Genomic DNA, 23,065 nt, shown 5'->3' with positions numbered 1-23,065 from the left:
CATGAACATCCACACGAACGGGCTGGCCAACTCGGCACTGGACACGGCGCATCTGGGCGTCGATTTTCCGTTCAAGCCGCGTTATGGAAACTTTATCAACGGCGAATTCACCGAGCCCCGCTCGGGCCAGTATTTCGAGAACACCACTCCGATCACCGGCGATGTGATCTGCGAGATTGCCCGGTCCAACGCGGAGGATGTCGAGGCAGCCTTGGACGCGGCCCATGCAGCATTTCCGGCCTGGGGCAAGACCTCGACCACCGAGCGCGCCAACATGCTGCTGAAGATCGCCGACATCATGGAGGCAAACACCCAACTGCTGGCGGCGGCAGAGACGCTGGACAACGGCAAGCCGATCCGCGAGTCGGTCCACGCCGACCTCGCTCTCTGTGTGGATCACTGGCGCTATTTCGCGGGCTGCATCCGCGCCGAGGAAGGCCATATCTCCGAAATCGACGCCGACACCTATGCCTATCACATTCCGGAACCGCTGGGCGTGGTCGGGCAGATCATCCCGTGGAATTTCCCGCTGCTGATGGCGGTGTGGAAGCTGGCGCCGGCGCTGGCGGCGGGCAACTGCGTGGTGCTGAAACCGGCGGAACAGACACCGGCCTCGATCATGGTGCTGGCGGAGCTGATCGCCGGAGTGCTGCCGGCAGGCGTCTTGAACATCGTCAACGGCTTCGGGTTGGAGGCGGGCAAGCCGCTGGCCTCGTCGAACCGGATCGCCAAGATTGCCTTTACTGGTGAGACCACCACCGGGCGGCTGATCATGCAGTATGCCAGCCAGAATCTGATTCCGGTGACGCTGGAGCTGGGCGGCAAGTCCCCTAACATCTTCTTCGAGGATGTGATGGCCGCCGATGACGCCTATTTCGACAAATGCCTGGAAGGCTTCACCATGTTTGCCCTGAACCAGGGCGAGGTCTGCACCTGCCCCAGCCGGGCGCTGATCCAGGAGTCGATCTACGACGACTTCATGGCCCGCGCCATCGAACGGGTGAAGGCGGTGAAGCAGGGCAACCCTCTGTCGATGGACACGATGATCGGCGCTCAGGCCTCGACCGAGCAGAAGGAGAAGATCGCCTCCTACCTGCAACTGGGCAAGGATGAGGGTGCCGAGCTGCTGACTGGCGGCAATGTCTCTGCCCTGGAAGGGCTGGAAGGCGGAAACTATATCGAGCCGACGGTGTTCAAGGGCCACAACAAGATGCGGATTTTCCAGGAGGAGATCTTTGGCCCTGTGCTGTCCGTGACCACCTTCAAGGACGATGCCGAGGCGCTTGAGATCGCCAATGACACGCTTTACGGGCTGGGCGCCGGCGTGTGGACCCGCGACACCAACCGCGCCTTCCGCTTTGGCCGCGACATTCAGGCGGGCCGGGTCTGGACCAACTGCTATCACGCCTATCCGGCCCATGCGGCCTTTGGCGGCTACAAGCAGTCGGGCATCGGGCGGGAAACCCACAAAATGATGCTGGATCACTACCGGCAGACCAAGAACCTGCTGGTCAGCTACAGCCCCAATGCGCTGGGGTTCTTCTGAACAGCCGTGTGACGGGCGGCCCCGGGTTTCCGGGGCCGTTTCTTTTTCATTCAGCCGGGGGAGTGTGCAATGACCGGGGTAACAGGCATGACCGTGACGGCCACAGAAGCGGCGCTGCAACTGATCGGCGAGCTGAAGGCGCGCTTCGGGCCGGATCTGCTGTTTCACCAGTCCGGCGGTTGCTGCGACGGGTCCGCGCCGATGTGCTTTCAGCAGGGCGACTACATCGTCGGCGGCAGCGATGTGCTGGTGGGGGAGATCGGCGGGGTGCCGTTTTACATGAATGCCGATCAGCACGCGCGCTGGCAGCACACCAATCTTGTGATCGACGCGATCGACGGCATCGGCGGGATGTTCTCGCTGGAAAACGGCAGCGGCAAGCGGTTCCTGACCCGCTCCGACGTGTGCCTGCGCTGAGGCGCGCCGCGCCTTGGTCAGGACAGCGCGCGCTCCAGGAAGCCGCGCAGTTCGCCGGTGTCGATCGGCTTGTGCAGCAGCGCCGCGTTCAGCCCGGCGCAGGCCGCCGCCAGATCCGGTGAGCGGTTGGCGGTCACCAGGCAGGCCGGAACCGGGCCGTGCTGCGCCCGGAGTGCGGCGATCGCATCGGTTCCCAGCGCGCCGTCGTCCAGCTGGTAATCGGCGATGATCGCATCCGGGCTGATGTCGATTTCCAGCAGCAGCGCAAGGGCGTCGGCGCAGCTGGCGCAGGGCAGCACGTTCAGCCCCCAGCTGTCGAGCGTGATCTCCAGCGCTGCCCTGAGGCCGGCGTCGTTCTCGATCAGCACCACGATCCGGTTTTCGAACGGGACCGCGGCGCCGGTGCCGGGGCCGGGCAGCGGCGATGGCGCGCGCGTAACCGTGCTCAGCGGCAGCTCCACCGAAAAGCAGGTGCCGCGGCTGACCTCCGAGGTGAGGTTCAGCGGATGTTCCAGCAGCCGGCAGGCCCGCTCGACAATGGCGAGACCCAGCCCCATGCCGTCCGACGGGCTGGCCTTGGCGTTGAGCCGCTGAAACTCCTGGAACACCCTGTCCTGATGCTCCGGCGGGATGCCGGGGCCGGTGTCGCGGACTTCGAGCAGCACCCGGCCGCGGCGTTGTCGCACCCCGATCAGCACCTTGCCGCTGGTGGTGTAGCGCACCGCGTTGGAGGCGAGATTCTGCAGGATTCGACGCAGGTAGGCGGCGTCGCTTTCCACCACCGCGCCGCTGCGCACGACCCGGAATTCCAACCCCTTGAGCCGGGCGACAGGTTCCAGTTCGTCCTTCAGCTGGTCCAGCATGCTGCCCAGGCTGATGGCGGTCCGGTCGATTGCCGCCAGGCCGGAGTCGAGCTTGGAAATGTCCAACAGGGCGCCGAGGATGCGCTCGACCGCGACCAGCGCGTTGCCGGCCTTGGCCGCCCGGTCCCTGAAGCCCGCATCCTGCAGGTCGTCCTCCAGCGAGCCGACATAGAGTTTGGCGGCGGACAGCGGCTGCAGCAGGTCGTGGCTGGCGGCGGCGACGAACCGCGACTTGGAGGCATTGGCGCGCTCCGCCTCCGACAGCGCGTCCTCCAGCTCCAGCGTCCGTTCGGCCACCCGCTGCTCCAGCGTTTCGTTGACCTGGGAAATGGTGCGGACCGCGGCGCGTTCAGCGGTGACATCGGTAAAGCTGATGACAAAGCCCTTGTCCGGCATCTGCTGCGCAAAGACCGCCAGGATTCGGTCGCGGCCCAGTCTGATCTCGAACGACAGGGGTGCCCGCTTGGCGGTGCTGGCTACCCAGGCCTCGACCTCTTCCGGCCGGGTGCCGCCGAGCAGGCGGATGCTGTCCGCTGCCTGGCGGTAGAGGGTGGCGAAATACATGCCCAGCTGGAACTTGCCCGCGGGCATCGACAAGAGCTCTCCGGCGCGGCGGTTCCAGCCGACCAGGCGGTTCTGGGCGTCGAAGATGCAGACCCCCTGGTCGAGATGCTCCAGCGTTGCCTTGATCACCCGCGACTGGTCGTCGAGCAGCCGCTCGCGCTCCTGCCGCTCCAGCCGCATCATGTCGGTGATATCGGTCTGCAGGATTACGGTGCCGCCGTCCGGGGTGCGGTGCTCGCTGACCTGCAGCCAGCTGTTGCCGGCCATCATCACGTTGAACACCGCGTGATCGTCCTTGTGGCGGGCGATCCGGTAGGCCTCCCAGTCGGCGGCGGTCTCCCCCTCCGGCAGCGCCAGATGGGCGCTGGTTGCCACCAGGTTCACGTAATCGGCGAATTTCAGCCCCGGCCGCAGCAGATGGTAGATATCGGCCATGTGCTTGCCGAACCGGGTGTTGCACATGACCAGCACGTCCTGTGCGTCAAACAGCGCAAAGCCTTCCTGCACCGTCTCGATCGCATTGGCCAGGTTGGCGCGGGCGGCCTCGGTCTCGGCATTGGCCAGCGCCAGCCGGGCGTTCGACTCGTTGAGCAGGTCCAGCGCGTGCTCCAGCTCGCGGGTGCGCAGGCGCACCTCCTCCTCCAGCATCACCGCGCGCTGGAACTGGGCGTAGGCCTCGCCGGAGGCTTCCGAGCTCTGCTCGGCCCGGCGCATCAGGGTCTCGACGATTTTCAGCAGCTTCTGGTTCTGACGCTCCGGCGGGTCGCGGGGGTCGATCAGCTCATGCACCATTGCTCAGCCCTCGTCCGGCGGGTAGATCGCCACCCCGGTCAGGGTCTGGTTGACATGCATCGAGTTGATCTGTTCGCCATAGGTCGAAAAGCCGACCACCCTGTTGTCGCGCAGGATGCGGGAAATGTCCTGCGAGACCTGCTTCTGCTGTGCTTCCAGCCGCCTCAGGATGCAGTCGCAGGCCAGGATGATCTCGGGGCGGCGCTTGGCGCTGAGCGCGGCCATCTCGCGCTCCAGATGGGTCACCATGTCCTCCGGCTCGGCCAGGGTCAGCACCACGCCCTCGTCGATGGCGGAGAAGAACACCAGCTCGTCATTGTCGGCGACCCGCTGGATGGCGCGCACATGGTGCTGGTCGCCGAATTGCACCGCGACGGGATGCGCGGCAAAGGTGAAGGCGGTCAGCTGCTCCGGGTCCTTGCCCAGCACCCGGGCGTATTCGCGGGCGGCGGGTTCGGCATTGATCTCATGCACCACCCGGCGGGCGGGATCGGCCCCGGTCACCACCATGCGTTTCTGCGACGGGATCAGGTGGTCAGTCTTGAACACCTTGATCGGGCAGCGGCTGCGGACCTGGATCAGAATGGCGGCGTTGGAATGGGCCTGGCCGCCATGCAGCACATAGGTCTTGCCGAAGTTGGTGCCGTCGCCCGCCGAGCCGCCGAAAAAGGCCACCGGCCCCAGCCCCACCGCCAGTTGCGAGGTCAGCGCGTCCTCCTTGGTGGAGAGCCCGTCGACCAGCAGGAAGGTGAAGTCGGAGATCCAGCCGCCGGCCTCCTGTGCCATGTGGCTGCGGTTTCGGATCATCCGCTCGATCACGCTGTGCGGATCGAAGCTGCCGAGATCCTCGATCAGGATGGTGCGGGTCTGGAAATGCGACTGGGCAAAGCCGATGGCGACGATTTCGCCCTCGACATAGCCGGCTGCCGAAATCTCCCCCGCGGTGGTGCAGCCGACAACCTGCGCCGGGGCGAACCGCCGTTGCGCCTCGCCGATCAGCCGGTCAACGTCGGTGTCCGGCGACAGGAACAGCACCACCAGCGACAGGCCGTTCGGGTTCAGCGCCTGGGCCAGCTGTTCGACAGCGTCCGGCGCCCGGCAGTCGACCGAGCCGGACCGGACAACCTGCGGCTCCGCCACGGGCGCGCCTGACGGGCCATCGACAGGGTCCATCCTCTTTCTCCTCCCCAAATTCCGCCCGTCAGACTAGGCGGGCGGCGGCGCGTCTTGCAAGACGTTTGCAAAGCTCGCCTGCTTGGCGGCCAGCACCGCCTGGGTGCGGCTTTGCACCCCCAGCTTGCGCATGATGGCGGTGATATGGGCCTTGACCGTGGTCTCGGCGATCGACAGCTCGTAGGCGATCTGCTTGTTCAGCTTGCCTTCGCAGATCAGCTGCAGGATCCGGGCCTGCTGATTGGTCAGCTGCGACAGCCGCTGCAGCACGTCGTCGCTGCTGCCGGCCTTGTCATCGAGCAGCACGCAGCCGTCGGGCAGGAACACCTTGCCCTGATTGATTGCTTCCACCGCCTTCTGGAACACGTCGCGCTGGCTGTGCTTGGGAATGAAACCGTTGGCGCCGGCATGGATCACCGAGCTGACGATGCGGTTGTCGGCCATCGAGGAGACCACCAGGATCGGGCAGTCCGTCACCTTGCGCAGCCGCAGCAGCCCGTCCAGCCCGTTGACGTCGGGCAGGTTCAGGTCCAGCACCACCAGGTCGATGCGGATGCCGTCGGCGATCATGTCGAGCGCGGCCTGCAGGGCCGGCGCGGTGTGCATGCTGCTGATTGCGGTGACCGCCTGCAGTGTCATCGCCAGGGCGTCGCAGAACAGCGGGTGGTCATCCACCAGCAGCGCCGCGTGGAACCCTGGGGTGGTCGGCGTGTCCGTGTGTGTCGGCATATCTGCACCAGAGCTGTTGTTTTCCTGCCAGCTTAGCAAGCGGGCGGCAGCAGCGGTATACGCCTAAAGTCGCATATGGAGGGCGCCCCCCCGCAGGAGGCGCGCCCGGGTTTGTTGCCTGCGGCCCGCAGCCGGGGCGGGGTCAGTCCGCCTGCGCCAGCTGGCGGGGCAGGCGGAACGTCCAGACCATGCCGCCCTGGTTCAGGTAGTTGACCTTCTTGGCGACCTCGCCGCCCCACAGCGGCACCGCGCCGCCCCAGCCGGACACGACCGAGACATACTGCACGCCGTCCTGTTCCCAGGTGACGGGCTGGCCGACGATGCCGGAGCCGGTCTGGAACGACCACAGCTCCTCGCCGGTCTCGTCGTCAAAGGCGATGAAGCGGCCCTCGGGAGTGCCGGTGAACACCAGCCCGCCCGCTGTGGTCATCACCCCGGCCCAGAGCGGTGCGTCGTTCTTGTATTCCCACTTGATCTCGCCGGTGTCCGGGTCGATCGCCTTGAGGCTGCCGATATGGTCCTCGTAGTTCGGCTTGATGGTGAAGCCCGCGCCCAGGTAGGCGGCGCCCTTCTTGTAGCTGATCGGCTCGTTCCAGATGTCCATGCCCCATTCGTTCGAGGGCACATAGAAATTACCGGTGTTTTGCGAGAACGCCATCGGCATCCAGTTCTTGCCGCCCAGGAACGACGGCGAGGCAAAGATCACCTCCCCCTTGTTGCCATCGGCTGCGTCCGCCGGGTTTCCGGGGCGGTTTTCCTCGATAAAGACCGGGCGGCCGGTGTCGTCGATGCGCTCGGCCCAGGTGATGTCCTTGACGAAGGGGGTTGCGCTGACGAATTTGCCATCCTCGCGGTTCAGGACATAGAAAAAGCCGTTGCGGTCGGCGGTGGCGAAGCGCTTGTTGCCGCTGCGGTCGGTGTAGGCGACCACCTCGTTGACGCCGTCATAGTCCCAGCCCTCGCGCGGGGTGGTCTGGAAGTGCCACTTGATCTCGCCGTTGGAAGGGTCGATGCCGATGCGGCTGGCGGCATAGAGGTTGTCGCCGGCATTGCCCTCCACCGGGGTGCCGGCGTTGCGCAGGTGGCTGTTCCAGGGCGCCGGGTTGCCGGCGCCGAAGACCAGCGTGTCGGTCTCCGCATCATAGGAGCCGCCGAGCCAGGTGGCGCCGCCGCCAGTCTTCCACATGTCGCCCGGCCAGGTGGCGTTCAGGGTGCCGGTCATGGTGCTTTCCTCACCCTTGAAGGTGCCCATGTGGCCCTCAATCACCGGCCGGGTCCAGACCAGCTCGCCGGTTTCGGCGTCGCGCGCCTGCACCTCGCCGACAATGCCGAACTCGCCGCCGGAGTTGCCGGTGATCACCAGCCCGTTGACGATCAGCGGCGCCGCGGTCAGCGAATAGCCGGCCTTGTAGTCGGCCACCTTCTTGCGCCACTTCACGTCGCCGGTCTTGAGGTCCAGCGCCACGATGCGGGCGTCCAGCGTGCCGAAATAGAAGGTGTCGCCATAGATCGCGCCGCCGCGGTTCACCACGTCGCAGCAGGGCAGGATGCCTTCGGGCAGCCGGGCGTCGTACTGCCAGATCTCGCGGCCGGTCTCGACGTCGATGGCATAGACCCGGCTGTAGGAGCCGGTGATATACATGATGCCGTCATAGATCAGCGGCTGGGTCTCCTGGCCGCGCTGCTTTTCGCCGCCGAGGCTGAAGGCCCAGGCGGGCACAAGGTTTGCGACATTGTCCTTGTTCAGCGTGTCCAGCGGGCTGTAGCGCTGCAGGTGGCGGCCCATCCCGTTGGTCACCACCTGGGTGGTGGTTGTCTGGTCGTTCCTAAGGTCGTCCTCGGTGACCCCGGCGTGGCTGACGCCCGCCATCATGGTCCCTGCGGCGACCGCCGTGATGAAGCGGTTCATTGGGCTCCTCCCTTTCATTGGATCATCAACAGCCACTGCCCGGTGCGGGCTGCCGGCCTGCCACAGTATCCAAGGCGCGCCGGAAGAGCGGTATTGCACAATGGTCGTAAGCGGAGGGCGGCAGGGGCAGGGGGGAGGGCCCGGCACGGCAGCGCCCGGCGCCTTGCGGCCCGGATCTACGGTGCAAGTCCCGCGCTGCGTCAGCCTGCGGCGCGGAGCGGGGCGGTTCAGTCCTATTTCGCGGCCTTGCGGATCAGCCCGCGCGCCGGGTCGTAGCCCCAGACCGCCAGTCCCAGCCAGACCAGCCCGGACAGCAGCACCCAGGCCAGCGCGGCGGTGTTCAGCTGCTGATAAAGCGCAAAGCGGATCAGCTCGACCGCCTGGCTGAAGGGGTTCACGGCGCAGATATCGCGCAGCAGCGCCGAGCTTTCGGCCATTTTCCACAACGGGTAGAGCGCGGTGGACAGGAAGAACATCGGGAAGATCACGAAATTCATCACCCCGGCGAAATTCTCCAGCTGGCGGATCACCGAGGACAGCGCCAGCCCCAGCGCCCCCAGCATCAGCCCGGCCGGGACAAGGGCGGGCAGCAGCGCGGCATAGCCGCCCCAGCCGAAGCGGATGCCGAAAATCGCCGCCAGCGCCAGGAACACATAGACCTGCAGGATAGAGATCGCGGTGCTGGCGAGCAGGCGGCAGACCAGCAGCCACCAGCGCGGCAGCGGACTGGTCAGCAGCAGCCGCATCGAACCCATTTCCCGGTCATAGACCATCGACAGCGAGCTTTGCATGCCGTTGAAAAGCAGGATCATGCCGCACAGGCCGGGAACGATATAGACTTCGTAGGTGGTGTAGGTGGCGTAGGGCGGGGTGATCGACAGGCCAAGCGCGGCGCGAAAGCCCGCGGCAAAGACCACCAGCCACAGCATCGGCCGCACCAGCGCCGCGACGAAGCGGCCGCGCTGGCCAATGAACCGCAGCGCCTCGCGCTGCGTGATTGCCGCCAGGGCTGCGAGCCAGGCGGTCATGCCGCCTCTCCTGTCAGCCTGAGAAAGTGATCGGCCAGCCCGAGCCCGCCGCGCAGCTGGCGGGCCGTGCCGTCTTGCGCCAGCTTGCCGCGGTGCAAGATCAGCAACTGGTCGGCGTCTTCGACCTCGTCGGTGAGATGGGTGGCCCAGAGCACCGTCAGCCTCTTGCGCCGCGACAAGTCGTGCACATGGGCGGTGATCGTGTGCCGGGTTGCCGCGTCCAGCCCCACTGTCGGCTCGTCCAGCAGCAGCACCTTGGGATGGTGGATCAGGCTGCGGGCAATCTCCAGCCGGCGGCGGTGGCCGCCATTAAGGTCGCGCACCCGCTCACCCAGCCGGCCGGGCATCTCCAGCCGCTCCAGAGCGGCCTCGATCCGGGCCTGCGCCCTGGCGCCGCGCAGACCGTGCAGGGCGGCGAAATAGCTGAGATTGCGCTGCACCGTCAGGTCCAGGTCCAGCGTCGGCTGCTGGAACACCACTCCCATCCGGCGCAGCGCCTTGCGCGGGGCGCGGGCCATGTCGTGGCCGGCGATCTCGATCCTGCCCTGCGGCGCGGTGAACAGCCGGGTGAGCAGCGCAAACAGCGTCGACTTGCCTGCGCCGTTGGGGCCGAGCAGGGCGCAGAAGGTGCCGGGTTCAACCCGGAAGCTGACTCCGTCCAGCGCCTGCCGGGCGCCGTAGGCATAGCTCAGGTTTTCCACCCGCAGCCCGGTCATCGGATGGTGATCTCCAACCGCTGGGTGTCGCCGGTGGAGCCGGGCACCTTGAGGTGGTAATTCCCAGGCTTCAGCGCAATAAACCCGATCTCCATCTCGCCGGCCTCGTCGAACTCGATGCTGTCGAGCCCCAGCGGGCGGATCTCGAGGCCCTCCACTACGATCTCGTCGATCCAGATGGCGCGGAAGAACTCCGCCCCCGTCAGCGCCAGTTCCTGGCTGCCGTCGCCCTGGATCTCGAACTCGTAATAGGTGCCGGAGTTCAGCACCCAGGGTGCATCGGCCAGCGGCATTCCCGCCGACAGGGTGATGGGCGGCAGGTCCTCCTTGTTGGCGGCGGACAGCAGCCCGGCAAGGCCAAAGCCGGCCTTGCCCGGATCATCACCGTCAGCGGCCAGGGCGGCGGCCGGCAGCGCAAGGCACAGCGCCGCGGCGAAAAGGCAGGTTTTCAGCATCGGGGATCCTCCTGTCAGGATGCGCCGCGCCGCCGGGGCGCGGCAGGTCTCAGGGGCGCAGCGCCGCGCCCCAGGGAAAACGGCCGACCTTGATCGACTTCAGCGCCTGGCGCTTGGCGGTGTCGATCACGGTGACATCGCCGGACACGCCGTTGGTAGTGAACAGCAGCGACTTGTCGGGCGAAAACGCCATGTGCCAGACCCGGCGGCCGACCAGGATGTAATCCTCCACCTCGAGCGACTGGGTATTGACCACCGCCACATGGTTGGACGGCCCCAGCGCCACAAAGGCGGTCTGTTCATCATTGGTGAAGGCAAACCCCACCGGCTGCACCCGGTCGGGATGCACGCCCTTGACATCAAAGGTTATTTTGCCGGTCTCGGCCTGAGTGGCGGTGTCGAAGACGGTGATGGTGCCGCCGATCTCGGAGGAGACCCACAGCGCGCTGCCGCCGGCGGTGAATTCAGCGTGACGGGGGCGGGCGTCGACCAGGGTGTTGGCAAACAGCTGTTGCGTCTGCGTGTCGATCCAATGTGCCATGTTGGTGGTCTCGGAGGTGGTGATGGCGATCTGGCCATCGGGCGAGACCGCCATGCCCTCGGGCTCGATCCCGACATTGATCTGAGCAACCACCTTGCGGGTTTCCGTGTCCACCACCGTGGTCACGGCGTCGTCCTCGTTGGCGATGTAGAGATGCCGGTCGTTGGGATGCAGCACGAATTGCTCGGGATCCTCGCCGGAAGGCAGGTCGTGCAGGATCTTGCCGGTGGCGGCATCCAGAACCTGAACCGTGTCACTGTCGGAGGCGCAGACATAGACCCGCGAGAAATCCTTGGAGAAGGTGATGCCGCGCGGCCGCTCCCCCGTTGCGATGGTGCGGACCACCTCAAGCGTGGCGATGTCGATCACGCTGATGGTGTCGTCCTTTTCATTGGTCACCCAGATTTCCGCGGCGCCTAGGGGCGCCGCCGGGGCCAGCAGCGCCGAGAGGGCGAGGGCGGCAAGGGATTTTGCAGCAAATGTCATTGGAAGGCTCCGCAGCGGCTTTCGGGCGCATCAAGGCCCAGAGTGTCGAGTTCGCTGTGCTGGTGCAGGAAGCCGGGCAGGGGCGCCTGCGCCGCCAGCGCGCGGGGAGTGGCAAGCGGGATCGGTTGGCGCAGCTGGCCGTTCCAACTGCGGTAGCTGAGCGGGCGGCCCTTGAAGCCGGCCAGCTCGAATGCGTCCGACAGCAGGTAGCGGCGCAGGACGCCCGCGTCGTCCGAGCCAGTGCGGGTCACCGCCTCGCCGATGCTGCGTACCGCGGCCCAGGCGGCGTAATCCCGCGCCAGCATCTTGCGTCCGGCAAGCTCCTGGAACCGCGACTGCAGCTGCGCGGCGCCCCATTGCTCGACCACCGGCGCCCAGGCGGCGGGGACCAGGCCCTCGGATCCGGCGACCGGCCGCGGCAGCCAGGTGTTGTAGGGCAGGTAGCGGGCGAAATCCTGCAGCTCATCGGCGACCAGCAGCAGATCGTGGCGGCCCAGGCCCTGTGACATGAGCGGCACCTCCTGGGCGGCGTTGCGGCGCATGTCGGCGCCATAGTCCCAGGTCCGTTCGGCGGCGATTTCCAGCCCGAACTTGGCGGCGCTCTGGCGCATGGCACCGGCAAAGGCCTGGTCCTGCGGGTTCTTGCCGGCGATCAGCGCCAGCCCGGTCCAGCGCTTGGACAGCGCAAACTGCATCAGCGCATCGCTGCGCATTAGGTCCGAGGGCAGGGTGTGCAACAGGTTGCGGCGGCAGTCGCCGCTGCGCAGGCTGGTGTCCGGGCTGGCGGTGTTGAACAGCAGCGCCTCCTGCGCCTCCGGCAGGGCGGCGGCGGCCAGCAGCGCCGGTTTGGGCGCATCCAGGATCAGCAGCGCGCTGCGTGCCAGCGCCGCCCGCGCCGCAGCGGCAAAATCGCCGCCAGGCGGCACTGCCACTGTCTCCAGGCTGTAGCTGTGGCCAAGGAAGCTGCCGGTGGTCCGGTTGTCCGCCAGCCCCAGCCGGGCGCCGGTCTCGCCCAGGTCCGCAGGCGGCGGGTCGAGATTGGAGAGGGTGGGGGGCTGCTGCTCCTGCTGTTTCAGGTAGATGACCGGCACCTCGAGCCCGGCGGCCGCGGCAAAGGCGGCGGGGCAGAGGGCCATCAGGAGTGTGATCAGAAAGCGCATCGGGGTACCCGGTTCTGGCTGCATGGGCCGAGCGTACTGCCGCCCGCAGCCCCGCGGCCATTGGACCAAGGTCGTAGGCCGCCGGGGCCGGAGGCCGACTTAAGTCGCGTATCGGGGCAAGGCCTGGGCTGGCTATGGTTGCGGCAAGCTCAAACTTACGGGAGGAACTCATGTTCAAATTGCCTCTTGCGGCCCTCGGGCTCGCGGCTCTTGCCACAACGGCGCAGGCCCACGGAGACGTCGCGCCGCAGCCTGTGAATACCGATGCCCTGCCCGAAGTGGGCGAGGAATGGCTGACCGAAAACCCCTATCGCGGCCAGGAGGCGGAAGTCTGGCAGGCGGCGATCGACATCGGCGGCAGCGGCTACAACCAGAACTGCGCCCGCTGCCACGGGCTCGGCGGCGTCTCCGGCGGGCTGGCCCCCGATCTGCGCTACCTGGAGGCAGAGGAAATGGGCGACGAATGGTTCGTGGAACGGTTCCGCACCGGCTACACCCAGAACGGCATAACCAAGATGCCCGCTTTCGGGGAACTGCTGGGCCAGAAGGCCGCCTGGGCCATCCGCACCTATTTGGAAACCCGGCCCGATGACGGCGCGCTGGACGAGGCCACCGGCCGGCTGCTGGAAATCCGCGATGAGCTGGCCGCCCTGGCCGGCGGCAGCGGCGGAGATGCGGCGGCGCTGCAGGCGGAGCTGTCGCAGATTGCGCAAGCGGTTGAAACCGGGTCCGGCGCGCCGGTAGCCGACAGCGCGGCCTACCGGGCGGCCAGCCTGATCGGCGGCGCGCAGCCGGACTTCGCCGGTGCCGCGGAGGCCCTGACCGTCGGCCTTTCGGCGGCGCACTGACACGGAGGGGCGCGGCATATGAGACAGCAGCTGGCCGGGCTTCTTGCGATTGCCGCGCTGGCCTGCGGCTGGGCGCAGGCGGGGCAGGCCCGCTGTGCGGATCATGTGCCGCAGCCCAAGCCGCAGAACGCCTCGCGCGATATCGTCGGTCAGGATCTTGAGACTATCCTCGAACGCGGTTTCATCACCTTTGCGGCCTATGAGGATTTTCCCCCCTGGTCCTATCAGGAGGCGGGCCGCATCAAAGGCGCCGACATCGACCTGGCCCGGCTGATTGCGGCGGAGCTGGGGGCCGAGGCCCGGTTCACGCTGGTTGCGGCGGGCGAGACGCTGGATGCGGACCTGCGCAACTGGATCTGGAAGGGGCCGGTCGTGGGCGGCAGCGTGGCCAACGTCATGCTGCATGTGCCCTATGACAGCGAATTTGCCTGCCGGGTCGAACAGGTGGTGTTCACCGGCCAGTACCATGTCGAGGAGGTGGCCATCGCCTACCGCCGGGACGCCTATCCCGAAGACCCGCCGGTGCCGGCCTATTTCCGCTTCGACAGCGTCGCGGTGGAGAACGACTCGATTGCCGATTTTTACCTTTCGTCCTTTCCCGGCGGCCAGCTGAGCGCCAATATCCGCCGCTATCCGACAGCGGCAGCGGCCATGGCGGGCCTGGACCGGGCCGAGACCAAGGCGGCGATGGGGCCGCTGGCGCAGCTGGAGGCCGGGCTGACCGCGCAGACAGCCGTCCACACGCCGCCGTTGCCAGGGTTTTCCGCAGGCACCTGGACCGCCGGTGTGGCGGTTCATTTTTCCTATCGACCGCTTGCTTATGCGGTGGAGGACGCCATTGCCGCCGCGCTGCAGGACAGCCGTATTGCCGCCATCTTTGCGGCCCACGGCCTGAGCCACCGGCCGCCGGAGCTGCGCTGATCCTGTCTACCCCAGTGTTTTCACGCTGCCATCCCGCGCCAGCAGCGTGGCACTGGCGCCGCCCGGAAGGCGCGCCAGCGCGGCGGTGATTTCCTCTTCATTCATCAGGCAGAAGGCGGTGGAGGCCGCATCCGCCAGTGCGGCGCTGGCGGCCTCGGTGCTGACGGTGGCCCACTGCGGCCAGCGGTCGAGAGCAGGGTGCAGGATATGCGCCGCGCCGTGCAGCTGAAGGGCGCCGGGGCTGGAGGTGGCGATGGCGCCGCCGGTCAGGCTGCGGGCGGCAAAGACGCCGCGTTCCGGGTCGGCCAGGCCGATACGGAACGGGCCGCCAAGGGCCGCAAACTCCCCGGCATTGACCAGAACCCGCTCCAGCCCCAGGCGGTTAAGTGCTGCGCGGACCATGTCGGTGGCAAAGCCCTGGGCAATGCCATTGAAGGTCAGCGCCTGGCCCGGTGCCAGCCGGATCGCCTGTTCTGTCACGGACAGCTTGTGCCAGCCGGTGAGGCGGGCAGCCCTGCTGATGCCGTCTCCGCGCGCAAGGGCCTGCCACAGCGGCTGCACTGTGGGGTCGAATACGCCTGCCGTTGCAGAGTGCACCTGGGTGCAGAGCCGGGCCAGATACAAAAACGGCGGCGGCGGGTTTTTCAGAACTCCGGTCCGGTTCAGCCGGGACAGGGCAGACGCCGGATCATAAAGGCTGAACAGCTGTTCGGCCTGCCGCAGCTGCGACAGCGCGGCAGCAATTGCCCGGTCTGCCAGGCGCGGCGGCGCGTAGATGGTCAGGCGCGCCTCCGCGCCGAGGGCAAACCCGTACCAGGTAACGGGTGCGGCCCGCGCCGCCGGCGCCGCGGCGCCAAGCGCGGCGGCAGAGATTGCCAGGAACCGGCGGCGGGTCAGTTGTGCGCTCATTCCGCGGCCTCCAGATGCAGTTTCCGGCGCGCCGCCAGGATCAGCGGCACGCAGCGGGCCGGATCGTCGTGGATCGACACGCAGTCGAGGCAGCCGAAGCATTCGTCATACCGGACCGCGCCGGATGGCCCGATCGCGCCATAGGCGCATTTCACCCGGCACAGCTGGCAGGGGCTGCCGCAGGCGGCGCGCCGGGCAATCCAGTTGCGCTGCCGCAGCAGCCCGCCAGCCGCCATGGCCGCGCCCAGCGGGCACAGATAGCGGCAAAAGGGCTTGAACAGCACCAGACCCGCCGCCAGCCAGAAGACCGCATAGGCAGTGAAATACCACTCGCGCAGGAAGTAGGTGGTGATCGCGGTCTTGAAGGGTTCGACCTCGGCCGCGGTGTCCACATGTTCCGGCGCCAGGAAAACCAGCGATACCAGCCCGGCCAGCACCCCGTACTTGAGGTATCTGAGCCGCCCGTCCCAGGCAGGCGGAAGGGCGGTCCGCGGCAGACCCAGCCTGCGGCCAAGATGGTGCGCGAATTCCTGCAGCGCGCCGAACGGGCACAGCCAACCGCAGAACAGGGCCCGCCCCCACAGGAAAAGCCCGAGGATGGCAAAGCCCCAGAGCAGCAGCGAAAACGGGTCATAGGCAAGAAAGGCAAAGCTGCCACCCTCGGCCGCGGCGCGCAAAACGCCCAGCACTGTGACGATGGACAGCTGGCCCTGCCCCCACCAGCCGGCAAACAGGGTGACAGCTGCCAGCACTGCGAGCCGCAGCGGTGTCAGTGTCTTGCGGGCGGCGATCCGGCCTTGGCCCAGCAGCAGCGCGGCGGTCAGCGTGGTCAGCAGCAGCGCCAGCAGGATCAGGTCGGTGCTGCGGCTGCGCAGCGCCTCCAGCCAGGGCGGCACCGGCGCCGGGGCCTCATCACGCAGGAAAAACCGTTCGGGGGTCCGGTGCGTGACAGGAAATTCCACGGTGCCTGTCTCGGGCTGGAACATGCCGTGCGCGCGCACCGCCTGGGCGTGCAGGGTCCACTCCCGCGCCGGGTCAAAGCCGAGGCGGCGGTCGGCCCGCAGGATCATCGCCGTGCCTTCGTGCAAGGGGTTGGGCAGATCCGGCGACAGATCCACCAGCAGGTCGCTGTCCCGCAGCGCCACCGGCAGGCCGTTCTGGGTGGCAAACACCCGGTCCGGCGCGGTGTTGCGGATGAAATCCGGGCTGACCAGCCCGTGGCGGCCGGTCTCGACCAGCAACAGCGGCTCATCATCGGGGGAGATCGACAGGAAATCCTGCAGCTCGTTGTAACCGTCGCGAGAGAGGACCGCCTGCGCAATTGACGGCGGGCCGAGGTCGACAATCCAGAGATCCAGATAGGGCGCCTCAGGGTGCTGCTGCGCCTCCGGATCGTCATCCGCCCACAGGGTGCCGGCAAAGGCCGCATCAACCTCCGCGTTGGAGACGGTGGCGCGGGCGGCCAGTCCCTGATCCGCCAAGGCCGCCCAGTCCAGCGGCTCGCTGTGGTCCGGGTCAGGCCGGGCCGGGGGCGTGGTGATGACGCCGTGCATCTTCTCGCGCGCGACCGCCAGCGCTGCCGCCATCACCGAGTCATGCGCGATCCGTACTGACGCGGTCGCCTTGCTGACCCCGTCGAGATAGACCAGGGATGAGCCGGAACCGGTCTCTCCGTAGGGGGTGCCGACGGTGATCGCCGAAAAGACCGACAGGCCAGGGTACTGCTCGAAGAACCTGTGGAACGGGGCGGGGCCAAGCCCGGAGACAAAAACCGGCTCGTTATGGCTGATCAGCCGGACATCCAGAAATTTGCCGTCCAGATCCATGAGCACCAGCAGGTTGACCGGCGCCCCGGAAAACCCGGGCAGGGGGGCCAGGGGTTCGGTTTCAAAGGCATAGCCTGCCTCCGCGCCGCCGGAGTTCAGCAGCGTGTAGACGCCCTTGCCGTTCACCGGCTCCCCCAGGGAGAACGGCGGCATGATCAGGGCGCTGATCTCCTCACGCGGCAAGGGCGACGCTGACAGCGCGCCAGCCGCGAGCAGCCAGGCCTGAATCAGAAGTATGGATAGGAGCGCGCGCATGTTCGGAAGTTTGCCGGGGGCCGCGCCAGCGTGCCATTGGACCAAAGTCTGAGGCCGCGCAATGACCCTGTCCCTACGACCAAAGGCCAATACCGGGGCCGGGGACGGGGGGCTAGGCTGACGGGATTAGAGCCAGCAAAGGAGGATGAAATGGCCTGGTCTGCCCCGAAACTGAAAGAAATCAACTGCGGCATGGAAATCAACATGTACTCCCCGTCCGAGGACGAGGGCCGCGAATACGAACCCGATCTGTTCTGATCGCGAAACAGGAAAACGGCCATGCGGTTTCTGGTTCTTGGTGCGGCAGCGGGCGGCGGCCTGCCGCAATGGAATTGCGGCTGCCGGAACTGCCGGGACGCGCGTCTCGGCAGGATCGCTTCCGCCACCCAGTCCTCGCTAGCCGTGACACTGGACGGGCAGAACTGGGCGGTTCTGAACACCTCTCCTGACATCCGTGTTCAGCTGCAGAACTGCCCGTCCATGCACCCGCAATCGCTGCGCCACAGCCCACTGCGCGCGGTTCTGCTGACCAATGGCGACATTGACCACATCGCGGGTCTGCTGTCCTTGCGGGAACAGTCGCCCTTCAGCCTGTTCGCCACGGCCGGGCTGCTGGAGTTGCTGGCGGCGAACCCGGTGTTCAACGCGCTTCCGGCGGCTGTCGGCCGCCGTCCGGTGCGGCTGAGTGAGGGTTTCGAGCTGCTTCCGGGGCTGCAGGCAACGGTTTTCCCGGTGCCGGGCAAGGTGCCGCTGTTCATGGAAGACGGGCAGGTGCAGACGGATGTGATGGGGGAACAGACGGTCGGCGTCCGGCTGAGCGACGGTGCGAAAACCGCCTATTACATCCCCGGCTGCTCCGGTGTGTCGGGCGGCCTGCTGGAGATGCTGTCGGATGCCGATCAGATCTTCTTTGACGGAACGCTCTGGCACGACGAGGAGATGATCCAGAGCGGGACGGGCAGCAAGACCGGCCAGCGGATGGGGCATATCTCCATCAGCGGCCCCGAGGGCTCGATCGCCGGTTTGCAGGCCGTGGATGCCGCCAAGACGTTCATTCACATCAACAACACCAACCCCGTCTGGCAGCCCGGCAGCGCCGAGCGCGCGCAGGTGCTGGCCGCCGGGTGGACAATTGCAGAAGATGGAATGGAGATCGCGCTATGAATGCACACACCCGGGACATGTCTGCGAGCGAGCCCCTGGAGGCCCGTCTGCGCGCCATCGGCGCCGCCCGTTACCACGACAAACATCCGTTCCATCACAAGCTGCACGGCGGCGAATGCTCCCCTGACCAGGTCCGCGCCTGGGTAATCAACCGCTGGGCCTACCAGGCGGCGATCCCGATGAAGGATGCGGCCTTTCTGTCCCGTTGCGCCGATCCCGCCATGCGCAGGGCCTGGCGCAGCCGGATCGAGGACCATGACGGCGGCATCAGCGAGGGCGGCGGCATCCGCCGCTGGCTGCGGCTGGCCGAAGCGGTCGGGCTTGACCCGGATTACGTGGCCTCCGGCCGCGGGGTCCTGCCGGCCACCCGGTTCGCTGTCGATGCCTATATCCGCTATGTGCGCGACATGCCGCTGCTGCAAGCGGTGGCCTCGTCGCTGACGGAACTGTTTGCGCCTGCCATCCACGAACAGCGGATCGAAGGCCTGCTGCAGCACTACGACTTTGCCAACACCGCCAGCCTGTCCTATTTCCGCAAACGGCTGACCGAAGCGCCGAAGGATGTGAAATTCGGCCTGGCCTGGGTGCTGGAAAACGCAGACACCCCTGAAAAAGAAGACGCCGCCTGCGCAGCGCTGATCTTCAAGACCGACGTTCTGTGGGCGCAGCTGGATGCGCTTTGGGGCGCCTATGTGGAGCCGGGGCGGATCCCGCCGGGCGCATGGCAGCCGGGGGAGGGATTGGCATGACGCTGGCGCTGGCCCCCTCCGACCGCCCCTTTCTGCCGCGCGGCGTGCGCCTGGCAGCGGACAAGGTGCGGGGCGGCGCGGTGCTGCTGTGCCCGGAAAAGGCCATTGCGCTGGACGCCATAGGCGAGGCGATCCTGTCGCTGGTAGATGGCAGCAGATCGTTCGAGGACATTGTTGCCGGTCTGGCGGCAGCCTACGATGCGCCGGCAGAGCAGATCGCCGGGGATGTGCAGCGCTTTCTGGCTGGCCTGCGGGCGCGGATGTATCTGGCGGTGCGGCCATGACCGTGCCTCCGCCCATCGCGATGCTGGCCGAGCTGACGCACCGCTGCCCGCTGGCCTGCCCCTATTGCTCCAACCCGCAGGACCTGCTGGGCCGCGAGGCGGAGATGGCAACCGGCGAATGGGCGGATACCTTCCGCCAGGCTGCGGAGCTGGGAGTGCTGCAATTGCACCTGTCCGGCGGCGAGCCCGCCGCGCGCCCGGACCTGGCAGAGCTCACCGCGGCAGCGCAGGGCTGCGGCCTGTATACCAATCTGATCACCAGCGGTATCGGCCTGACGCCCAGGCGGCTGGATGCGCTGGAGGCAGCGGGGCTGGACCATATCCAGCTGTCCCTGCAGGGCACCAGCGCGGGGCTTGCCGATTGGATCGGCGGCTACAAGGGCGGGTTTGACCGCAAGATGAAGATCGCGGCGGAGATCAAGGCGCGGGGAATTCCCCTGACGCTGAACGCCGTTATGCACCGGCACAATCTGGACGATCTGGAACGCACCATCGAAATGGCTGTCGAAATGGGCGCCCGGCGGCTCGAAGTGGCCTGCGTGCAGTTCCACGGCTGGGCGTCCCGCAACCGGGCCCAGCTGCTGCCGACGCGCGCGCAGGCAGAGGCCGCTAAACGCATCGTCACAGAGGCAGAGCAGCGGCTGCGCGGTGCGCTGGCCTTCGACTTCGTGCCGCCGGACTATTATGCGGATTATCCCAAGGCCTGCATGGGCGGCTGGGGCACGGCCGGGCTGAACATCGCGCCGGGCGGCACCGTGCTGCCCTGCCACGCGGCCCAGACCATCCCGCACCTGGACTTTGACAACGTCCGCAGCAAACCGCTGGCGGCGATCTGGTACGAGGGCGCGGCATTCAATGCCTATAGGGGCACAGATTGGCTGCCGCAGCCTTGCCGCAGCTGCGACCGCAAGGAAAGTGATTTCGGCGGCTGCCGCTGCCAGGCGCTGGCTCTGGCCGGGGACGCAAGCGCAGCCGACCCCGTGTGCCGCAAGTCGCCCCGGCACCAGGCCGTGCTTGACCTGCTTGAGGCGGGCGGCACCGGCGACGGCGGCGGCTTTGTCTACCGGCGTGCCGTTGGCTGAGGAAACCGGCACCGGCTGCCCGCAAGCGGGAAGCGGCCGACCGGCCGCTGCTGCCGCAAGCTTTTTCGGCTCCCTTTAACCAGTTTATTGCGGCACTGTGGCGGCCGCGCGCAGGATTGGGCATGGACCCGCCCGGTGCGCGCCGGGCTGCGATGTTAACCAGTGAGTCAGGGAGATACACGCGATGGACCGCTATCGTGAGGACCGCGGCAGGGAGAGATTCAGCAGGGAACAGCCGCAGACAGCGCCGCCGCCAAAGCCACCGCGGCAAGGGCCCGCGCAACTACCAGCGCTCCGACGAGCGGGTACAGGAGGACGTCAATGACCGGCTGTCCGACGCTCACTGGCTGGATGCCTCCGACATCGAGGTTTCGGTTGCCGAACGGGAAGTCACCCTCGACGGCTTCGTCGGCTCGCTCGAGGCCAAACGCCGCGCGGAAGATTGCGCAGAAGCGGTTTCTGCGGTCGCGCATGTGCAGAACAATTTGAGAGTGCAACGCCACGGCACACAGGAAGCCGCGGCTGGTTCAGACTGACACTGCGTCTTTGTTCAGCCCCTGTACCCGCCGGTCGCGCACGGCTGCCGGCGGGCTTTTTAGAGGTGTCGCTGACAAGGCACTAGTAATACAGATTATGTTAATAAATCTGGCTAAGCCGGGCTTCAGTCCTGCCAGCTGAGGGCGGCGCAGCCTTTCAAGGCAGCGGCATCATCCAGAATGACGTGCACTGGCGCAGCAATCCGGGCATCCAGCGCAAACGGCTGCTGGAACAGCTCCGCAAACACCTGCCGCGCCGGGGAGGCCAGCAGGCTGCGGGCCACTGCGCCGGCGAAGTACACGCCTCGCGCAGGAAGGAAGGCCAGCACAAGATTGCGTGCCAGAAGCGCCAGCAGTTCCGCGTAAAACGTTTGAAAGGCCCGCGTGCCTGCCGCATCCTCCGTAAACTGCGCCCGCACCGCCGCATGGCCGCGGCCGGAAAACAGATGCTCCACCGTCGGGAATTCTGCCGCGGCATCGCCGGTCCGGCGGCGCAGATGCTCCGCCACGTCCAGCGGCAGGCTGACATGGCCGTATTCCACGTTGAGGCAGTGAATCTGCCCGCCTGCGTGCAGCACAGGCGACAGGTTGAAACCGGTGCCGATGCCCACCACCAGCCGCTGGCCGTGTCCACCCGCACTGTCTGCGGGGGCGATCACCGTATCGAGGCAGTCTGCCCCAAGATGCGGGCAGGCCTGCCCAAGGGCTGCGAGGTCGTTGAGCAGATGCACGCGTGCGCCGCGCAGATGCTGTGACAACTCAGCTGCGTCAAAGTGCCAGTCCCGGTTGGTCAGCCGCGCGGTGCTGCCGGTAACAGGCCCGGCGATGGCAATGGTGACCTCCGCCACGCCGCCAGGGGCGGCGCCCTGCAGATACTGGTCCATAACCTCTGCAAAGCCCCGAAAGGTATCGTTGCGGAAGCTTTGCACCGTGTCCGCCAACAGCACGCCGCCCTGCGCCAGCCCCAGCCGCGTATTGGTGCCGCCAACATCGGCGGCCAGCCGCAACCGGGTCAATTCAGACGCTCGCCGGTTGCGGGCGAGAAATAGGAGACCTTGGACAGGTCAAAGGCCAGGTCCAGCATCTGCCCCGGCTGCGCCCGGGTTTCGGCGTGCAGACGTGCGGTGACCTGCTTGCCGCCAAGGTTGGAGACCACATAGGTATCCGCGCCTGCAGGCTCCACCATGTCGATGAGGCAGGCGGCCTCCTGCACGCCCTCGCCCGCGCGAAAGCCCGCCTCGGCGATGTCTTCTGGGCGCACGCCCAGGATTACGTCCTGCGGCAGGCCGGTGGCGCGGCTATCCTTCAGCACGATCGGGGCGCTGCCGCCGCAGTCCATCTCGATCCTTGTGCCCTCGCCGTTCGGCTGCGCCCGGGCGGGGATCAGGTTCATCGCCGGGCTGCCCATGAAGTCGGCGACAAACAGGTTGGCGGGCTTGTTGTAGATCTCAGCGGGCGTGCCGATCTGCTGCACCACGCCGCCTTTCATCACCACGATCTTGGTTGCGAGCGTCATCGCTTCAATCTGGTCGTGGGTGACATAGACCATGGTGGCGCCGAGGTTGTGGTGCAGTTTCTTGATCTCGGTCCGCATCTCGACCCGTAGCTTGGCATCCAGGTTCGACAGCGGCTCGTCGAACAGGAACAGCTTGGGGTCGCGCACCAGCGCCCGGCCCATTGCCACCCGCTGCCGCTGGCCGCCGGACAGCTGGCCGGGGCGGCGGTCCAGCAGCGCCTCGATCTGCAGCAGCGCCGCGACCTCCTTCAGCTTGCGCTCTTGCGTCGCGGCATCGGCGCCGCGCACCTTCATGCCGAAGGTGATGTTCTTGGCCACCGTCATCGTCGGGTAAAGCGCATAGGACTGGAACACCATGGCGATGTCGCGGTCCTTGGGGCTGACACGGGTCATGTCGCGCCCGCCAATCTCGATCTGCCCGCTGGAGATCGGCTCCAGTCCAGCGATGCAATTGAGCAGCGTGGACTTGCCGCAGCCGGAGGGGCCGACCAGCACCAGGAAGTCGCCTGGCTCGATGCTGACGTTGATGTCCTTCAGGATCTCGGTTGCGCCGTAGTTCTTGCGCAGGTTGGTGATGTCCAGAATAGGTGCCATGG

23 protein-coding genes are annotated in these 23,065 nt (G+C 66.9%); 10 read left to right on the top strand and 13 right to left on the bottom strand.

Going from position 1 to position 23,065, the window contains the following annotated elements; genetic code table 11:
- Position 1 precedes the first annotated feature (1 nt).
- Together adh and LHL23_RS14285 are read left to right on the top strand one after the other, a co-directional pair.
- The gene (gene adh, locus LHL23_RS14290) at positions 2 to 1,546 is read left to right on the top strand and encodes an aldehyde dehydrogenase (protein WP_226430364.1); all 1,545 of its coding nucleotides are present in this window, start codon (positions 2 to 4) and stop codon (positions 1,544 to 1,546) included.
- A 69-nt stretch (positions 1,547 to 1,615) separates the two neighbouring features.
- Entirely contained in the window at positions 1,616 to 1,963 is a 348-nt protein-coding gene (locus tag LHL23_RS14285) for a DUF779 domain-containing protein (protein ID WP_226430363.1), read from the top strand.
- A gap of 17 nt (positions 1,964 to 1,980) precedes the next feature.
- Here LHL23_RS14285 and LHL23_RS14280 read toward each other — a convergent pair whose 3' ends face one another.
- From LHL23_RS14280 to LHL23_RS14240, 9 genes are all read right to left on the bottom strand, one after another.
- The gene (locus LHL23_RS14280; protein ID WP_226430362.1) at positions 1,981 to 4,182 is read right to left on the bottom strand and encodes a hybrid sensor histidine kinase/response regulator; all 2,202 of its coding nucleotides are present in this window, start codon (positions 4,180 to 4,182) and stop codon (positions 1,981 to 1,983) included.
- Between the two features lie 3 nt (positions 4,183 to 4,185).
- Positions 4,186 to 5,355 (bottom strand): FIST N-terminal domain-containing protein, encoded by a 1,170-nt coding sequence (locus LHL23_RS14275; protein ID WP_065268943.1) that lies wholly within the window; start codon positions 5,353 to 5,355, stop codon positions 4,186 to 4,188.
- Positions 5,356 to 5,388: 33 nt separating this feature from the next.
- Positions 5,389 to 6,084, bottom strand: coding sequence for a LuxR C-terminal-related transcriptional regulator (locus LHL23_RS14270; protein ID WP_222481940.1), 696 nt, complete (start codon positions 6,082 to 6,084; stop codon positions 5,389 to 5,391).
- Between the two features lie 142 nt (positions 6,085 to 6,226).
- Positions 6,227 to 7,993 carry a PQQ-dependent methanol/ethanol family dehydrogenase gene (locus LHL23_RS14265; protein WP_226430361.1) on the bottom strand — a complete coding sequence of 589 codons (1,767 nt, stop codon included), beginning with the start codon at positions 7,991 to 7,993 and terminating at the stop codon, positions 6,227 to 6,229.
- Positions 7,994 to 8,226: 233 nt separating this feature from the next.
- Entirely contained in the window at positions 8,227 to 9,021 is a 795-nt protein-coding gene (locus tag LHL23_RS14260) for an ABC transporter permease (protein ID WP_226430360.1), read from the bottom strand.
- On the bottom strand, positions 9,018 to 9,737 hold the full coding sequence (locus tag LHL23_RS14255; protein ID WP_226430359.1) for an ABC transporter ATP-binding protein: 720 nt from the start codon (positions 9,735 to 9,737) through the stop codon (positions 9,018 to 9,020). Before LHL23_RS14255 ends, LHL23_RS14260 begins: the two co-directional genes overlap by 4 nt.
- A complete protein-coding gene (locus LHL23_RS14250; RefSeq protein WP_222481944.1) occupies positions 9,734 to 10,192 on the bottom strand; it encodes a hypothetical protein in 459 nt (152 codons plus the stop codon). The genes LHL23_RS14255 and LHL23_RS14250 overlap by 4 nt, the downstream gene beginning before the upstream one ends.
- A gap of 49 nt (positions 10,193 to 10,241) precedes the next feature.
- Positions 10,242 to 11,219, bottom strand: coding sequence for a YVTN family beta-propeller repeat protein (locus tag LHL23_RS14245; RefSeq protein WP_226430358.1), 978 nt, complete (start codon positions 11,217 to 11,219; stop codon positions 10,242 to 10,244).
- Complete coding sequence (locus tag LHL23_RS14240; protein ID WP_226430418.1) at positions 11,216 to 12,379, bottom strand: ABC transporter substrate-binding protein; 1,164 nt, start codon at positions 12,377 to 12,379, stop codon at positions 11,216 to 11,218. Before LHL23_RS14240 ends, LHL23_RS14245 begins: the two co-directional genes overlap by 4 nt.
- Before the next feature lie 170 nt (positions 12,380 to 12,549).
- On the opposite strand from LHL23_RS14240, the gene pedF reads away from it, so the two are divergent.
- Both pedF and LHL23_RS14230 read left to right on the top strand, forming a co-directional pair.
- Entirely contained in the window at positions 12,550 to 13,227 is a 678-nt protein-coding gene (pedF, locus tag LHL23_RS14235; RefSeq protein ID WP_174148719.1) for a cytochrome c-550 PedF, read from the top strand.
- 18 nt (positions 13,228 to 13,245) lie between these two features.
- On the top strand, positions 13,246 to 14,148 hold the full coding sequence (locus LHL23_RS14230) for a substrate-binding periplasmic protein (RefSeq protein ID WP_226430357.1): 903 nt from the start codon (positions 13,246 to 13,248) through the stop codon (positions 14,146 to 14,148).
- Positions 14,149 to 14,154: 6 nt separating this feature from the next.
- On the opposite strand, the gene LHL23_RS14225 is transcribed toward LHL23_RS14230, so the two are convergent.
- Positions 14,155 to 15,057, bottom strand: coding sequence for an FAD:protein FMN transferase (locus LHL23_RS14225; protein WP_226430356.1), 903 nt, complete (start codon positions 15,055 to 15,057; stop codon positions 14,155 to 14,157).
- Positions 15,054 to 17,138 carry a 4Fe-4S binding protein gene (locus LHL23_RS14220; protein ID WP_226430355.1) on the bottom strand — a complete coding sequence of 695 codons (2,085 nt, stop codon included), beginning with the start codon at positions 17,136 to 17,138 and terminating at the stop codon, positions 15,054 to 15,056. The genes LHL23_RS14225 and LHL23_RS14220 overlap by 4 nt, the downstream gene beginning before the upstream one ends.
- A gap of 150 nt (positions 17,139 to 17,288) precedes the next feature.
- Here LHL23_RS14220 and pqqA point away from each other — a divergent pair, with 150 nt between their 5' ends.
- The 6 genes from pqqA (at position 17,289) to LHL23_RS14190 (ending at position 20,953) form a co-directional block, all read left to right on the top strand.
- Entirely contained in the window at positions 17,289 to 17,396 is a 108-nt protein-coding gene (gene pqqA / locus LHL23_RS14215) for a pyrroloquinoline quinone precursor peptide PqqA (RefSeq protein ID WP_027236494.1), read from the top strand.
- Between the two features lie 21 nt (positions 17,397 to 17,417).
- Entirely contained in the window at positions 17,418 to 18,302 is an 885-nt protein-coding gene (gene pqqB, locus LHL23_RS14210) for a pyrroloquinoline quinone biosynthesis protein PqqB (protein WP_226430354.1), read from the top strand.
- Positions 18,299 to 19,051 carry a pyrroloquinoline-quinone synthase PqqC gene (gene pqqC, locus LHL23_RS14205; RefSeq protein WP_413229477.1) on the top strand — a complete coding sequence of 251 codons (753 nt, stop codon included), beginning with the start codon at positions 18,299 to 18,301 and terminating at the stop codon, positions 19,049 to 19,051. Before pqqB ends, pqqC begins: the two co-directional genes overlap by 4 nt.
- Entirely contained in the window at positions 19,048 to 19,335 is a 288-nt protein-coding gene (gene pqqD / locus LHL23_RS14200; protein ID WP_226430353.1) for a pyrroloquinoline quinone biosynthesis peptide chaperone PqqD, read from the top strand. The genes pqqC and pqqD overlap by 4 nt, the downstream gene beginning before the upstream one ends.
- Positions 19,332 to 20,417 (top strand): pyrroloquinoline quinone biosynthesis protein PqqE, encoded by a 1,086-nt coding sequence (gene pqqE, locus LHL23_RS14195; protein WP_226430352.1) that lies wholly within the window; start codon positions 19,332 to 19,334, stop codon positions 20,415 to 20,417. Before pqqD ends, pqqE begins: the two co-directional genes overlap by 4 nt.
- A gap of 197 nt (positions 20,418 to 20,614) precedes the next feature.
- Positions 20,615 to 20,953 (top strand): BON domain-containing protein, encoded by a 339-nt coding sequence (locus LHL23_RS14190; RefSeq protein WP_226430351.1) that lies wholly within the window; start codon positions 20,615 to 20,617, stop codon positions 20,951 to 20,953.
- Positions 20,954 to 21,078: 125 nt separating this feature from the next.
- Here the strand turns inward: LHL23_RS14190 and LHL23_RS14185 are convergent, their stop codons facing one another.
- Together LHL23_RS14185 and LHL23_RS14180 are read right to left on the bottom strand one after the other, a co-directional pair.
- Positions 21,079 to 21,969, bottom strand: a complete 891-nt coding sequence (locus tag LHL23_RS14185; RefSeq protein ID WP_226430350.1) for a glucokinase — start codon at positions 21,967 to 21,969, stop codon at positions 21,079 to 21,081.
- On the bottom strand, positions 21,966 to 23,063 hold the full coding sequence (locus tag LHL23_RS14180) for an ABC transporter ATP-binding protein (RefSeq protein WP_226430349.1): 1,098 nt from the start codon (positions 23,061 to 23,063) through the stop codon (positions 21,966 to 21,968). The genes LHL23_RS14185 and LHL23_RS14180 overlap by 4 nt, the downstream gene beginning before the upstream one ends.
- Positions 23,064 to 23,065 lie beyond the last annotated feature (2 nt).

Origin of the sequence: Leisingera sp. McT4-56, from assembly GCF_020514995.1 — a bacterium.
GTDB lineage: Bacteria > Pseudomonadota > Alphaproteobacteria > Rhodobacterales > Rhodobacteraceae > Leisingera > Leisingera aquaemixtae_A.
The sequence above is the reverse complement of the archived record's forward strand: the minus strand, read 5'-3'. Positions and strand labels throughout refer to the sequence as shown.

Bases quoted from the DNA above. Each gene is read 5' to 3' on its own strand.
- adh (WP_226430364.1), top strand. From the start codon at position 2: ATGAACATCCACACGAACGGGCTGGCCAACTCGGCACTGGACACGGCG.
- LHL23_RS14285 (WP_226430363.1), top strand. From the start codon at position 1,616: ATGACCGGGGTAACAGGCATGACCGTGACGGCCACAGAAGCGGCGCTG.
- LHL23_RS14280 (WP_226430362.1), bottom strand. From the start codon at position 4,182: ATGGTGCATGAGCTGATCGACCCCCGCGACCCGCCGGAGCGTCAGAAC.
- LHL23_RS14275 (WP_065268943.1), bottom strand. From the start codon at position 5,355: ATGGACCCTGTCGATGGCCCGTCAGGCGCGCCCGTGGCGGAGCCGCAG.
- LHL23_RS14270 (WP_222481940.1), bottom strand. From the start codon at position 6,084: ATGCCGACACACACGGACACGCCGACCACCCCAGGGTTCCACGCGGCG.
- LHL23_RS14265 (WP_226430361.1), bottom strand. From the start codon at position 7,993: ATGAACCGCTTCATCACGGCGGTCGCCGCAGGGACCATGATGGCGGGC.
- LHL23_RS14260 (WP_226430360.1), bottom strand. From the start codon at position 9,021: ATGACCGCCTGGCTCGCAGCCCTGGCGGCAATCACGCAGCGCGAGGCG.
- LHL23_RS14255 (WP_226430359.1), bottom strand. From the start codon at position 9,737: ATGACCGGGCTGCGGGTGGAAAACCTGAGCTATGCCTACGGCGCCCGG.
- LHL23_RS14250 (WP_222481944.1), bottom strand. From the start codon at position 10,192: ATGCTGAAAACCTGCCTTTTCGCCGCGGCGCTGTGCCTTGCGCTGCCG.
- LHL23_RS14245 (WP_226430358.1), bottom strand. From the start codon at position 11,219: ATGACATTTGCTGCAAAATCCCTTGCCGCCCTCGCCCTCTCGGCGCTG.
- LHL23_RS14240 (WP_226430418.1), bottom strand. From the start codon at position 12,379: ATGCGCTTTCTGATCACACTCCTGATGGCCCTCTGCCCCGCCGCCTTT.
- pedF (WP_174148719.1), top strand. From the start codon at position 12,550: ATGTTCAAATTGCCTCTTGCGGCCCTCGGGCTCGCGGCTCTTGCCACA.
- LHL23_RS14230 (WP_226430357.1), top strand. From the start codon at position 13,246: ATGAGACAGCAGCTGGCCGGGCTTCTTGCGATTGCCGCGCTGGCCTGC.
- LHL23_RS14225 (WP_226430356.1), bottom strand. From the start codon at position 15,057: ATGAGCGCACAACTGACCCGCCGCCGGTTCCTGGCAATCTCTGCCGCC.
- LHL23_RS14220 (WP_226430355.1), bottom strand. From the start codon at position 17,138: ATGCGCGCGCTCCTATCCATACTTCTGATTCAGGCCTGGCTGCTCGCG.
- pqqA (WP_027236494.1), top strand. From the start codon at position 17,289: ATGGCCTGGTCTGCCCCGAAACTGAAAGAAATCAACTGCGGCATGGAA.
- pqqB (WP_226430354.1), top strand. From the start codon at position 17,418: ATGCGGTTTCTGGTTCTTGGTGCGGCAGCGGGCGGCGGCCTGCCGCAA.
- pqqC (WP_413229477.1), top strand. From the start codon at position 18,299: ATGAATGCACACACCCGGGACATGTCTGCGAGCGAGCCCCTGGAGGCC.
- pqqD (WP_226430353.1), top strand. From the start codon at position 19,048: ATGACGCTGGCGCTGGCCCCCTCCGACCGCCCCTTTCTGCCGCGCGGC.
- pqqE (WP_226430352.1), top strand. From the start codon at position 19,332: ATGACCGTGCCTCCGCCCATCGCGATGCTGGCCGAGCTGACGCACCGC.
- LHL23_RS14180 (WP_226430349.1), bottom strand. From the start codon at position 23,063: ATGGCACCTATTCTGGACATCACCAACCTGCGCAAGAACTACGGCGCA.